General features: G+C 71.5%; 11 protein-coding genes. 5 read left to right on the forward strand and 6 right to left on the reverse strand.

The window, feature by feature from the left end; all coding sequences use genetic code 11:
- Nucleotides 1–46: 46 nt before the first annotated feature.
- From EOINJALH_RS17905 to EOINJALH_RS17915, 3 genes are all read left to right on the forward strand, one after another.
- The gene (locus EOINJALH_RS17905) at nt 47–1,891 is read left to right on the forward strand and encodes a TonB-dependent receptor domain-containing protein (protein ID WP_088282533.1); all 1,845 of its coding nucleotides are present in this window, start codon (nt 47–49) and stop codon (nt 1,889–1,891) included.
- 138 nt (nt 1,892–2,029) lie between these two features.
- Nucleotides 2,030–2,965, forward strand: coding sequence for an iron ABC transporter permease (locus tag EOINJALH_RS17910; protein WP_088282535.1), 936 nt, complete (start codon nt 2,030–2,032; stop codon nt 2,963–2,965).
- On the forward strand, nt 2,962–3,699 hold the full coding sequence (locus EOINJALH_RS17915) for an ABC transporter ATP-binding protein (protein WP_088282537.1): 738 nt from the start codon (nt 2,962–2,964) through the stop codon (nt 3,697–3,699). Before EOINJALH_RS17910 ends, EOINJALH_RS17915 begins: the two co-directional genes overlap by 4 nt.
- Nucleotides 3,700–3,730: 31 nt before the next feature.
- Here EOINJALH_RS17915 and EOINJALH_RS17920 read toward each other — a convergent pair whose 3' ends face one another.
- From EOINJALH_RS17920 to EOINJALH_RS17940, 5 genes are all read right to left on the reverse strand, one after another.
- On the reverse strand, nt 3,731–4,666 hold the full coding sequence (locus EOINJALH_RS17920) for a cobalamin-binding protein (RefSeq protein ID WP_088282672.1): 936 nt from the start codon (nt 4,664–4,666) through the stop codon (nt 3,731–3,733).
- Complete coding sequence (gene nth / locus EOINJALH_RS17925) at nt 4,663–5,301, reverse strand: endonuclease III (protein WP_088282539.1); 639 nt, start codon at nt 5,299–5,301, stop codon at nt 4,663–4,665. Before nth ends, EOINJALH_RS17920 begins: the two co-directional genes overlap by 4 nt.
- Nucleotides 5,298–5,984: an electron transport complex subunit RsxB gene (gene rsxB / locus EOINJALH_RS17930; protein ID WP_234413910.1), complete on the reverse strand. Its 687-nt coding sequence runs from the start codon at nt 5,982–5,984 to the stop codon at nt 5,298–5,300. Before rsxB ends, nth begins: the two co-directional genes overlap by 4 nt.
- Nucleotides 5,985–5,992: 8 nt before the next feature.
- On the reverse strand, nt 5,993–7,411 hold the full coding sequence (locus tag EOINJALH_RS17935) for a polyhydroxyalkanoate depolymerase (protein WP_088282543.1): 1,419 nt from the start codon (nt 7,409–7,411) through the stop codon (nt 5,993–5,995).
- 281 nt (nt 7,412–7,692) lie between these two features.
- Nucleotides 7,693–8,889, reverse strand: a complete 1,197-nt coding sequence (locus EOINJALH_RS17940; RefSeq protein ID WP_088282545.1) for an amino acid aminotransferase — start codon at nt 8,887–8,889, stop codon at nt 7,693–7,695.
- 168 nt (nt 8,890–9,057) lie between these two features.
- Here EOINJALH_RS17940 and uvrB point away from each other — a divergent pair, with 168 nt between their 5' ends.
- Nucleotides 9,058–11,169, forward strand: coding sequence for an excinuclease ABC subunit UvrB (gene uvrB, locus EOINJALH_RS17945; protein WP_088282547.1), 2,112 nt, complete (start codon nt 9,058–9,060; stop codon nt 11,167–11,169).
- Nucleotides 11,170–11,211: 42 nt separating this feature from the next.
- On the opposite strand, the gene EOINJALH_RS17950 is transcribed toward uvrB, so the two are convergent.
- Nucleotides 11,212–12,189: a PEP-CTERM sorting domain-containing protein gene (locus tag EOINJALH_RS17950; RefSeq protein ID WP_088282549.1), complete on the reverse strand. Its 978-nt coding sequence runs from the start codon at nt 12,187–12,189 to the stop codon at nt 11,212–11,214.
- Between the two features lie 235 nt (nt 12,190–12,424).
- Between EOINJALH_RS17950 and lysM the strand changes: the two genes are divergently transcribed.
- Complete coding sequence (lysM, locus tag EOINJALH_RS17955) at nt 12,425–12,925, forward strand: peptidoglycan-binding protein LysM (RefSeq protein WP_088282552.1); 501 nt, start codon at nt 12,425–12,427, stop codon at nt 12,923–12,925.
- The last annotated feature ends 25 nt before the right edge of the window (nt 12,926–12,950 follow it).

The following is a 12,950-nucleotide window of genomic DNA, read 5'->3' on the forward strand; positions in this document are numbered from 1 at the left end:
TCGCGGGGAAGCGGGGGCAGGCGTTGTGTTCCAGGTCCTCGTTCCCATGTTGATTCGTCTCCAGGCGCCCCGCGCCGCTTCCGTGGCGGCGGCGTGCGCCGTCGTCTTCTCGTTGTCGGCGCAGGCCGACGACGCTTCCACCGTGGTCATCACGGCGGCGCGCGCGCCGCAGGCGTTGACCGATGCGCTGCCGCACACCACGGTGCTCACGCGCACCGACATCGAGCGCACGCAGGCGGTCGACCTGGCCGCGCTGCTGGCCGCCGAGGCCGGCCTGCAACTGGCCGCCAACGGTGGCCGCGGCACGGCCACGTCGCTGTTCGTGCGCGGCGCGCCGATGCGCCAGGTGCTGGTGCTGGTCGACGGCGTGCCGCTGTCGCGCCAGGACGCCACCGGGCAGGTGGGCGTCGAGCACCTGATGCTCGACCAGGTGGAGCGCGTCGAGATCGTGCGCGGCAATGTCTCGGCGCTGTACGGCAGCGGCGCCGTCGGCGGCGTGGTGCAGGTGTTCACCCGCCGTGGCGGCGAGCCGCGGCTGTCGCTGGTCGGCGAGGGCGGTGCGCGTGGCTACGCACGCGCCTCGGCGCAGGCCTCCGGCGGCACCGGGGCCACGCAGTGGTCGGCGGGCCTGTCGGCCCAGCGCGACCGCGGCCTGTCGGTGCTCGACGCCGCCCGGGTGCCCGCGGCCAACCCCGACCGCGACGGCTACCGCAACACCAGCGCCACGCTGAACCTGTCGCACGCCTGGGCCGACGGCCACACGCTGAGCGCGGGGCTGCTGCACACCGAGGGCCGGCTCGACTACGACAGCTTCTTTGCCACGCCGGCCGACGTGCAGTGCAGCCGCACGCGCAAGCAGATGCTGCGGCTGGGCAGCGACGACCGCCTCGGCACCGGCTGGACCAGCCGCCTGTCGCTGTCGACGCAGCGCGACGACGCCTCGTACGACGAGACCGGCGAGTTCGGGTCGCTGGGCCGCTACCGCACCACCGTCGATGCGCTGAACTGGTCGAATGAACTGGCGTTGCAGTCCGGGCTGTCGGCCGTGGCCGGCGCTGAACTGCAGCGCCAGCGCATCGACACCAACGACGGCTTCGGCGGCATCTACGACCGGGCGCGCACCGTGTGGGCCGTGTTCGGCGGCGTGCAGGCCGCGTTGGGGGCGCAGTCGCTGTCGCTGAACCTGCGGCACGACGACATCGGCGGCGTGGGCTCGCGCAACAGCGCCAATGTTGGCTGGTCGTGGGCCCTCGATCCGCAGTGGAAGCTGCTGGCCAGCGCCGGCAATGCCTTCAGCGCGCCGCCGCTGGGCTACCTGCACGCACCGTTCTTCGGCAACCCCGCGCTGCGGCCCGAGACCTCGCGCTCGGCCGAGCTGGGCGTGCAGTGGGCCGCGGCCGGCCAACGCCTGCGCGCCACCTGGTTCCAGACCCGTGTGCGCGACGAGATCGACTACGACACCCGCACCTTTGCCTTCGGCAACATCGATCGCACCCGCAACCGCGGGCTCGAGCTGTCGCACGCCGGCCGCGTGGCGTCGATCGACCTGCGCGCCGGCCTGACGCTGCAGCGGCCGGTGGACGAAGACACCGGGCAGGTGCGCGTGCGGCGCAGCGAGCGGCTGGCCTCGGTGTCCGCCTCGAAGGACCTCGGCGGCGGCTGGCGCGTCGGACTGGCCGCCCGCCATGCCGGCGCGCGGCCCGAGGCCGACGGCACCACGCTGGCGGCCTACACCGTGGCCGACCTGACGGCGCAGTGGGATTTCCATCCGCAGGGCCAGTGGTTCGTGCGCCTCGAGAACCTGGGCGATGCGCACTACGAGACCGCGGGCGGCTACCTGCAGCCGCCACGTGGCCTGTTCATGGGCCTGCGGTGGCGCATGGCGCTGTGATCGGCGTGCAGCGCGCGATGGACCGCCCGGAGCGTTGCATGGCCGCTCGCTCCAGCCCCGCCAGCGCCGCGGTGCGCTGCGCCGACCACGGCGCGGCAGCGCGCTGCACTGACCACAGCGCGGTGTCGCGCTGATGCCATGGGCCTGACCGGCGCCCGCCTCACCGCCCTGGCCATCGGCCTGCTGGCGCTGCTGGGGCTGTCGTTGGCGGCCGGGTTGTCGTTCGGCGCCGCGGGGCTGGACGCCGAACTGATCGCCACGCTGCGCGCGCCGCGCGTGGCGGCGGCCGCGGGAGTGGGCGCGCTGTTGGCGATGGCCGGGCTGGCGATGCAGGTGCTGCTGCGCAACCCGCTGGCCGACCCCTACGTGCTGGGCAGTTCGGGCGGCGCGTCGGTGGGTGGCCTGCTGGCCCTGATGGCCGGCGCCAGCCTGTGGCTGGGCGCGGCGCTGGGCGCACTGGCGGCGGGCCTGGCGCTGCTGGCGCTGACGCGATCGGCGCTGGCCGCCGCCGACGACGCGTCGCCGCGGCTGGTGCTCACCGGCGCGATGCTGGCCGCGCTGTGCGGCGCGGTGGCCACGCTGCTGCTGGCCATCACGCCCGACCAGCAACTGCGCGGCGCGGTGTTCTGGCTGGTGGGCGACCTGTCGGGCGCGCGCGGCGGCGCCGCGTGCATCGGCGGCGCGGTGTTGATGGTGCTGCTGCTGCTGCGCTGGCACACCGCCATCGACCGCCTGCTGCTGGGCACCGAGGTGGCCACCCTGCTGGGCGAGCCGGTGCGGCGGCTGCGCCTGCTGCTGCTGGTGTCGGCCTCGCTGGCCACGGGCATGGCGGTGGCCAGCGCCGGGGCCATCGGCTTCGTCGGCCTGGTGGTGCCGCAGGCGCTGCGCCTGGTGGGGGTTCAGCGCAGCCGCGACCTCGCGTGGATGTCGGCCGTCGGCGGCGCGGCCCTGCTGATCTGGGCCGACCTGCTGGCCCGCACCGTGGTGTCGCCGCTGGAACTGCCGGTGGGTGCGGTAATGGCGCTGCTGGGCGCGCCGCTGTTCATCGTGGTGCTGACACGGGAGGCCCGGTGACGACGCCGCTGCTCGAGACCCGTGGCCTGGGCCTGCACGCCGCCGGCCGCTGGCTGCTGCAGGGCCTGGACTGGCGGGTGATGCCCGGCGAGCGCTGGTGCGTGATCGGCCGCAACGCCGCTGGCAAGAGCACGCTGCTGCGGGCGCTGGCCGGGCTGTCGGTGCCGCAGACGCAGGGCGAGCTGCGCTGGATGGGCCGGCGCCAGGCCGACTGGGCGCCGGCCGATGCGGCGTGGCTACGCGCCTACGCGCCGCAGCAGTCAGTGGACCGCTTTCCGATCAGCGTCGAGCGCCTGCTGGCGCTGTCCACCGTGCGACCCAGCGCGCGCAGCGTCGACGAGGTGCTGGCCGCGCTGGGCGCGCAAGACCTGGTGCAGCGCGGCGTGCGGCAGTTGTCGGGCGGCGAGCGGCAGCGCATCGCGCTGGCGCAATGCGCGCTGCAGGGGGCGCCGCTGATGCTGATGGACGAGCCGGTGTCCTTCCAGGACCCGGCGCACCAGGCCCAGGTGGCGCGCTGGCTGGCCGCGCTGGTGCCGCCCGGTGGCGAGGCGGCTCTGGTGGCCAGCGCCCACGACGTGAACTGGATCGCCCGCGCCGGCACGCATGGCCTGGCCCTGCTGGGCGACGGCCGCTGGCGTGCCGGGCCTCTGGCCGAGATCCTGACCGTCGACACGCTGCGGCAGGTGTACGGGTGCGACTGGCGCGAGGCCGGCGGGGTGTGGGTGGCCGAGTAGCCGGCCGTCGGTGCGCGGCGGTGGCTTGCCGCTAACGCGCCGAATCGATGGCCGAGCACAGCGCCTGCGCGCCCTCGACGAAGCGCGGCGTCATGCGCGCCAGGCGGTGGCCGTCCAGCACCTTCAGGCGGTGCTGCTGTACGGCCTCCACGCGCGAGAAACGCTGCCAGCCTTCGAGGTGTGGCGGCTCGTCGCGCGCCGCGCCGGTGACCACCACCTGCGGGTTGGTGGCCACGGCGGCCTCCCAGCTGACGGTGGGCGTGAGCCCGGGCTGCTGCGCGAACACGTTGACGCCGCCGCAGGCGCGGATGGCCTGGTCGATGAGGTGGCCCTGGTTCACCGTCATCAGGGGCTCGTGCCACAGCTGGTAGAACACCCGCACCGGCGGCCGGCCGGCATGGCGGGCCCGCAACTGGGCCCAGGCCGTTTCGGTCTGTGCCGCGGCGGCCTCGGCCGCAGGCTCGGTGCCGAGCAGGCGGCCCAGGCGCCGCAGCGTGTCGGCGATGCCCTCGACGCTGGTGGTCTCGCTCTCGTACACCGGCACGCCCAGCGTGCGCAGGCGCTGCTGCTGCCGCGGGTTGACGCCGCTGCGCCACACCAGCAGCAGGTCGGGCTTGAGCGCCGCGACGGCCTCCAGGTTCACCGCGAAGGCGTCGCCGATCACCGGCAGCCGGGCTGCCTCGGGCGGGAAATCGCTGTAGCGCATCACGCCCACCAGGCGGTCGCCACCGCCGGCGGCGAACACCATCTCGGCCAGGTGCGGCGACACCGCCACCACGCGCCGCGCGGGCGCCGGCAGGGTGAGCACCTGCCCGCCGTCGTCGCGCACGTTCACTGGCGCGGCCTGCGCGCCCGCAGCGGCCAGGAGCAACGCGGCGACCAGGCCGGCCACGCGTGCGGCAGGTGCCGCGCCGCGTCGGCAGGCGCGCTCGGCACCGGCGTCGCCACCCTGGCGCAGCGTCGTCATGCCGCCGGCTGCGCGCGGGCGAAATCGCACCAGGCGCGCACGCCGCAGGCGCTGCACTTCGGCGCCCGGGCGGTGCACACGTAGCGGCCGTGCAGGATCAGCCAGTGGTGCGCGTCGACGGCATATCGCGCCGGCACGCGCTGCAGTAGTTGCTGCTCCACCGCCAGCGGCGTGCGCCCTGGCGCCAGGCCGGTGCGGTTGCCGACGCGGAAGACGTGGGTGTCGACCGCCATCGTCGGCTCGCCGAAGGCCACGTTGAGCACCACGTTGGCCGTCTTGCGGCCCACGCCCGGCAGCGCCTCGAGCGCCTCGCGCGAGCGTGGCACCCGGCCGCCATGCCGGTCGACCAGGAGGCGGCAGGTCTGCAGCAGGTGCTTGGCCTTGTTGCGGTACAGGCCGATGGTGCGGATGTGCTCGCACACCGCCTCCTGCCCCAGCGCCAGCATCGCCTGCGGCGTGCTGGCGACGGGGAACAGCCGCCGCGTGGCCTTGTTGACCGACACGTCGGTGGCCTGGGCCGACAGCAGCACCGCGGCCAGCAACTCGAACACCGAGGTGTACTCGAGCTCGCTCACCGGCCGCGGGTTGGCCGCAGCCAGCGTGGCGAAGAAGGGCTCGATGTCGGACGGCTTCATGCGGCCTCTCGCCTGGCCTTGGCCCGGGCCATGGCGGCCTCGATGACGGCCCGCTTGCGCTCGATGGCGGCGGGGTCGGTCAGGCGGGTGAGGTTGGGCAGGTCGGCCAGCTTGGCGGCGGCCTTGGCGGCCAGGCGCTCGTCGTGCTCGACCTGTTCGCGCTGCAGGCGCTGCTGCCGGAAGGCGTAGCGGTCGCGGGCCTCCTCGGCCTGCGCGGGCGACCAGGCGGCCCAGCCGCTGCGATCGCCGCTGACCGGGACGAGCGCGATGCAGTCGACCGGGCAGGCGGGGATGCAGAGTTCGCAGCCGGTGCACTGCGCGTCGATCACCGTGTGCATGCGCTTGTTGGCGCCGACGATGCAGTCGACCGGGCAGGCCTTGATGCACAGCGTGCAGCCGATGCACCAGGCCTCGTCGATCACGGCCAGCCGGACGGGGCCCTCGGCACCGCAGGCCTCATCCAGCGGCAGGGCCGGCCGGCCGGTGAGGGCCGCGAGGCGGAGGATGCCCTCGGCGCCGCCGGGTGGGCAGCGGTTCAGGGCCGCCTCGCCCGAGGCCACGGCCTCGGCGTAGGCGCGGCAGTCGGGGTAGCCGCAGCGCGTGCACTGCGTCTGCGGCAGTGCGGCGTCGATGCGGTCGGCCAGCGCGGCGTGCGCGCTGGCGACCGTGGCGGCGGCGGCCACCGGCCGGATCATCCCTTCCGGGTGCGCGGCTTGGCCTGGGCGACGGCCTTGGTGCCCGTCTTGGCGCTGGCCATCGAGGTGGCCTTGGCAGCAACCTTGGCGCGGGCCTTGGCCTTGGGTGCCGCGGCCACGTCGGCGTTGGCGCTCAGCCGACGGGTGGCCGGCTCGAGGTCGCGCTTGTTGCCGGGCTCGTTGAAGCGCTTGATGAAGGCCTTGACCTCCGGGTACACCATCTCGCGCCAGCGGCGGCCGGAGAAGATGCCGTAGTGGCCGGCACCAGCGACGTCGTAATGGAACTGGCGTTCCTTCGGGATGCCGGTGCACAGCCCGTGCGCCGCCTTGGTCTGGCCGGCGCCGGAGATGTCGTCGAGTTCGCCCTCGACGGTGAGCAGCGCGCTGGTGGTGATGTCTTGCGGCCGCACCAGGGTGCCGTCGACGTCCCAGGTGCCATTGACCAGTGCGAAGTCCTGGAACACCGTCTTGATGGTCTCGAGGTAGTACTCGGCCGGCATGTCCAGCACGGCGTTGTACTCGTCGTAGAACTGGCGGTGGGCCTCGGTGGAGTCGTCGTCGCCGCGGATCAGGTCCTGGAAGTAGTCGTAGTGCGAGCTGACGTGGCGGTCGGGGTTCATCGCGACGAAGCCGGTGTGCTGCATGAAGCCCGGGTACACGCGGCGCCCGGCGCCGACGAAGTTCGGCGGCACCCGGTAGATGACGTTGTTCTCGAACCAGCTGTAGCTCTTGTTCATCGCCAGGTTGTTCACCGACGTGGGCGACTTGCGGGCGTCGATGGGGCCGCCCATCATCGTCAGCGTGCGCGGCGTGAACTCGCCGTGCGTGGCCATCACCGACACGGCGGCCAGCACCGGCACCGTGGGCTGGCACACCGAGATCACGTTCACCTCGGGGCCCAGGTAGCGGATGAACTCCTGCACGTAGGCCACGTAGTCATTGAGGTGGAAGGGGCCCACCTCGGCAGGCACGGTGCGCGCATCCGTCCAGTCGGTGATCAGCACCTTGTGGTCGTGCAGCAGGGCCTTGACGGTGTCGCGCAACAGCGTGGAATGGTGGCCCGACAGCGGCGCCACCACCAGCACGGTGGGCTGGGTCTTCATGACTTCCAGCGCCTTGGCGTCGTCGGTGAAGCGCTTGAAGCGCAGCAGCCGGCAGAACGGCTTGGTGATGGGCACCTGCTCCTGCACGGCCACCTCGATGCCTTCGACGGTGGCGGTGCGGATGCCGAACTCGGGCTTTTCGTAGTCCTTGGCCAGGCGGTGCATCAGGTCGAAGCTGGCGGAGAGCCGCTGCGCCAGCGGGATGTGCGTGAACGGCGACAGCGGGTGGTTGTACAGCTTGGCCGAAGCGCTGGCGAACTCGGAGAACGGTGCCATCAGGGCGCGTTGGGTCTCGTACAGCTGATAAAGCATGGGGTGACTCCGGGTTGAGTGCGGTCGACTTCAGTGGCGCATCATGTGACAGCGCGACTGAACAAGACCTGACAGGCAGACACTAAATTTGTGCAGTGCAGCAATTAACCGATGTTAACGCTTGCATGGTGGCTTTGCACGCGAATCCGTCATTACGGAAAAACACGTACTAGGGTCCCTCGGATCGATCCTTGCTGTCGCCAGGGCGACAAGTTGCGGCGCCAGAACGCACAAAGCCCGGCCAGGGCCGGGCTTTTGTGTGAAAGAGGGCATTGAGCAGGTCAAAGCACCTTCGCGATGGCGGACACGACGCCGTCGATGTTGCGCGTGTTGAGGGCCGCCACGCAGATGCGACCCGAATCGACGCCGTAGACACCAAACTCGCTGCGCAGCCGCTGCATCTGGGGTGCCGACAGGCCCGAGTAGCTGAACATGCCGCGCTGGCGCACGATGAAGCTGAAGTCTCTCTTCACGCCCGCGGCCACCAGTTTCTCGGCCAGCAGCGTGCGCATCTGCTTGATGCGCTGGCGCATGCCGGCGAGCTCTTCTTCCCACATCTTGCGCAACTCGGGCGTGTCGAGCACGGTGGCCACCACCTGGGCGCCGTGCGTGGGCGGGTTGGAGTAGTTGGTGCGGATGGCGATCTTCAGCTGCGACAGCACGCGCGCCGCCTCGTCCTTGGTCGAGCACACGACGCTGAGCGCACCGACGCGCTCGCCGTACAGCGAGAAGCTCTTCGAGAACGAGGTCGAGACGAAGAAGTCGAGGCCCGAGGCCAGGAACTGCTGCACCACCGCGCCGTCTTCGGCGATGCCGTCGCCGAAGCCCTGGTAGGCCATGTCGAGGAAGGGCACCAGGCTGCCGGCCTGGCAGGCCGCGATGACCTGCGTCCACTGCTCGGGCGTGATGTCGTAGCCGGTGGGGTTGTGGCAGCAGGCGTGCAGCACGACGATGGTGCCGGCCGGCGCGGACTTCAGGTCGGCCAGCATGGCGTCGAAGCGCACGCCCAGCTTTTCGGCGTCGTAGTAGGCGTAGGTCTCGACCGGGAAGCCGGCGTTGGTGAAGAGCGCGCGGTGGTTCTCCCAGCTCGGGTCGCTGATCAGCACCTTGGCGGCGGGGTTGAGCTTCTTCAGGAAATCGGCGCCCACCTTCAGACCGCCGGTGCCGCCGAGGGCCTGCACCGTGGCCACGCGGCCGGCCTTGAGCACCTCGCTGTCGGCGCCGAACACCAGACCCTGCACCGCCTTGTCGTAGGCGGCGATGCCGTCGATGGGCAGGTAGCCCCGCGGCTTGGCGGCGTCGGTGAGCTGCCGTTCGGCGGCCTTCACGCAGGCCAGCAGCGGGAGCTTGCCGTCCTCACCGAAATAGACACCGACGCCCAGGTTGACCTTGGCCGGGTTGGTGTCGGCGTTGAATTGTTCGTTCAGACCCAGGATCGGGTCGCGCGGGGCCATGTCGACGGCGGCGAAGAGCGTCATTGCGAGTGCTTCCTGTCAGTGCGGTGGCAGCAGCCGGGGGTTGTGGACGGTTGGTCCAGTCGGGGGGGTGGGCTGCAGGCCAGGCAGGGCTGCGATACGCTGTCGGGTTGGACCGCGCACCGGCAAGACCGCCGAGGCGCCCCGATTTTAGTCGCCCAGGGATACCCCATGACCGCCATCGCCGAAGTCGACCCGGACGCCCCGCCGAAAGGCGAGTTCGTGAGCTACCCCGACTCGCCGTTCCAGCTGTTCCAGCCGTATGCGCCCGCCGGCGACCAGCCCCAGGCGATCGACCAGCTCGTCGAGGGCATCGAGGACGGCCTGGCCTACCAGACGCTGCTGGGCGTCACCGGCTCGGGCAAGACCTTCACGATGGCCAACGTGATCGCCCGGCTGGGCCGGCCGGCGATCGTCTTCGCACCGAACAAGACGCTGGCGGCGCAGCTGTACAGCGAGTTCCGCGAGTTCTTCCCGAAGAACGCGGTCGAGTATTTCGTCAGCTATTACGACTACTACCAGCCCGAGGCCTACGTGCCGCAGCGCGACCTGTTCATCGAGAAGGACTCGTCGATCAACGAGCACATCGAGCAGATGCGCCTGTCCGCCACCAAGAGCGTGCTGGAGCGCCGCGACACGGTGATCGTGGCCTCGGTGAGCGCGATCTACGGCATCGGCAAGCCCGAGGACTACACGCAGATGCGCTTCATCCTGCGGGTGGGCGACAAGATCGGCCAGCGCGACGTGATCGCGCAGCTGATCCGCATGCAGTACACCCGCAACGAGACCGATTTCTCGCGCGGCAGCTTCCGCGTGCGCGGCGACACCATCGACGTCTTCCCGGCCGAGCACAGCGAGCTGGCGGTGCGGCTGGAGCTGTTCGACGACGAGATCGAGGCCCTGAGCCTGCTCGACCCGCTGACCGGCCGCATCCGCCAGAAGGTGCCGCGCTTCACGATCTACCCCTCGAGCCACTACGTGACGCCGCGCGAGCGCGTGCTGGCGGCGGTGGAGACCATCAAGATCGAGCTGCGAGAGCGGCTGGACGAGTTCGTCAAGGCCGGCAAGCTGGTCGAGGCGCAGCGGCTCGAGCAGCGCACGCGCTTCGACCTGGAGATGATGGTGGAGGTGGGCCACTGCAAGGGCATCGAGAACTACACCCGCCACCTGTCGGGCGCCCGCCCGGGCGACCCGCCACCGACGCTGGTGGACTACATGCCGCCCGACTCGATCATGTTCCTCGACGAGAGCCACGTGCTGATCGGCCAGTTCGGCGGCATGTACAACGGCGACCGCGCGCGCAAGACCACGCTGGTGGAGTACGGCTTCCGCCTGCCCAGCGCGCTGGACAACCGGCCGCTGAAGTTCGACGAGTTCGAGGGCAAGATGCGCCAGGCGGTGTTCGTCTCGGCCACGCCGGGCAACTACGAGCAGCAGCACGCCGGCGCGGTGGTCGAGCAGCTGGTGCGCCCCACCGGGCTGGTCGACCCGATGGTGGAGGTGCGGCCGGCCACGCACCAGGTGGACGATGTGCTGCAGGAGATCCGCGACCGTGCGGTCATCGGCGAGCGGGTGCTGATCACCACGCTGACCAAGCGCATGGCCGAGCAGCTGACCGACTACCTCACCGACAACGGCGTCAAGGTGCGCTACCTGCACTCCGATGTCGACACGGTGGAGCGGGTGGAGATCATCCGCGACCTGCGCCTGGGCGTGTTCGACGTGCTGGTGGGCATCAACCTGCTGCGCGAGGGGCTGGACATCCCCGAGGTGTCGCTGGTGGCCATCCTGGATGCCGACAAGGAAGGCTTCCTGCGCAGCGAGCGCAGCCTGATCCAGACCATCGGTCGCGCCGCGCGGCACCTCAACGGCCGCGCCATCCTGTATGCCGACCGCATGACCGACTCGATGCGCCAGGCCATCGGCGAGACCGAGCGGCGCCGCACCAAGCAGACGGCGCACAACCTCGAGCAGGGCATCACCCCGCGCAGCGTGCGCAAGGAAGTGCGCGAGATGATCGACGGCGTGGTCAGCGCGCAGGACGACAAGACCAAGCTGCGCGGCATGGTCGAGGCGGCCGAGGTCGAGGCCATGAGCGAGAAGGACCTGGCCAAGCGCATCAAGCTGCTCGAGAAGCAGATGCTCGACCACGCCCGCAATCTCGAGTTCGAGAAGGCGGCGCGGGTGCGCGATCAACTGGCGCTGCTGCGCGAGCAGGCCTTCGGCGCCAGCGGGCACGACGTCAACGTGGTGCCGCTGGTGGCGGGGCGGCCGGGGGGCTGAGGGCCGCGGCCGCCGGCGTGTCGGCGGCGGTGCGTCGTCGGGCTACCGGCCCGTGCGACGCCGCCGCAGCGACCAGGCCAGCGCGGCCAAGGCCAGTGCCACCATCGGCAGCGACCCGGGCTCGGGCACTTCGCGCGCCGCGCTCGTATCGCGCAGGCCCAGCGTCTGCAGCAGGTCGCCGGCCTTCGGATCGCCGGCCAGGCGCAGCGGCTTGGCGTCGGCCAGGGCCTGGGCGGCCGCCAGCACCGCCACCGGCAGCGACTTGCCGCGTTCGGCCAGCACCGAGACATTGCCGCACACGTCGGGCACCATCACCGAGTAGCGCTTGCCGGCGTCGTCCGAGACCACGTACAGGTCGGCCCGCTCGGTGTGGCCGGCCTTGAAGTTGACCTGGGTGGCCATGCACAGCGTGCGGCCATAGGTCATGACCACGGCTTTTGGGTCGTACTCGCGGCCGCTGGCCTCGGCCCGGATGGTGGCGTTGGAGATGGCCACGCGATCGCTCACGTCGTGCGCGCGGATCTTGGCGGCCACCTGCTGCACCAGCGGTGCCGGCAGGCGGGCGGCGTTCAGTGCCTGTTCGACCGTGCCCTTGTAGGGACTGCGGCCCGGCTGGCCCCAGGCGCAGCGCTGGCGCAGGGCCAGGGCCGGGTCGGGCGACGAGGCGGGTGCGGGGACGGCCTCGTCGACCAGGGCCAGCATCGGGTGATCGGCGGGCAGCGCGTCGCCATCGTGGCTGACGCCCTGGGCCACGACGGGGCCGCTGCCGCGCGCCGACGGGCCCTGCCGGTGCGACGCGGCGTTGACCACCACGGCCGCCAGGGCCACGCCGGCCAGGCCCGCCAAGGCCCAGGTGGCCTGGCGCAGGCGGTGCCGCGGGGCCGGCTCGGGCGCTGGTGGCGCGGCCGCGAGGGCGCCGCGCTCGATCAGGCCTTCCCAGCCACAGGTGGCGGCCCGGCAGCGGTAGCGGTGCGCGGGGGTGCCGTCGTCGGCCAGTCGGTCCTCGGGCAGCCTCGGCACGCGCCTGAGCGCATGACCGCAGGACGGGCAGCGGCGGCGGACGCGGCGGGGAAACGGATCGTTGGGCACGGAGCGGCGGGGTCAAGGGGGTTGACCGGGTTATCGGCCGCCGACCGTGCGGGCTTGAGCGCCGGCGTGCCGGCCCGCCCCACTGGCCGAAGGGATGGGCGACTGCCGCCCCTGCTGAGCTAGCATGGGACACAAGGTTCCAACCACCCACCACGAGGAGTTCCCCATGGGTCTGATGTCGTTCATCAAGGAAGCCGGCGAGAAGCTGTTCAACCGGGGCGAGGCCAAGGCCGCCCAGGAGGCGGCTGCTGCGTCGCCCTCGCCCGAGAACCAGGAGGCCGCCAACAAGGCCGCCGCCAGCGCGATCGCCGACTACATCGGCGCCCAGGGCCTGTCGGTCAGTGGGCTGGACGTCAGCTTCGACGGCAGCGATGCGTCCGTCACCGTGGCCGGCACGGTCGACGACCAGGCCACCAAGGAAAAGGTGCTGCTGTGCTGCGGCAACGTGGCAGGCGTCACGGCGGTCAATGACCTGATGACGGTGAACACGCCGCAGGACGAATCGAAGTGGCACACCGTGGTGTCCGGCGACAACCTGTCGAAGATCGCCAAGGCGTTCTACGGCGACGCCAACAAGTACCCGGTGATCTTCGAGGCCAACAAGCCGATGTTGTCGCACCCGGACAAGATCTACCCGGGCCAGATGCTGCGCATCCCGCCGCTGTGAGCCCGCGACGATGGGCCTGGCGAGG

Origin of the sequence: Ideonella sp. A 288, from assembly GCF_002198735.1 — a bacterium.
In the GTDB taxonomy this organism is placed as follows: domain Bacteria; phylum Pseudomonadota; class Gammaproteobacteria; order Burkholderiales; family Burkholderiaceae_C; genus Pseudaquabacterium.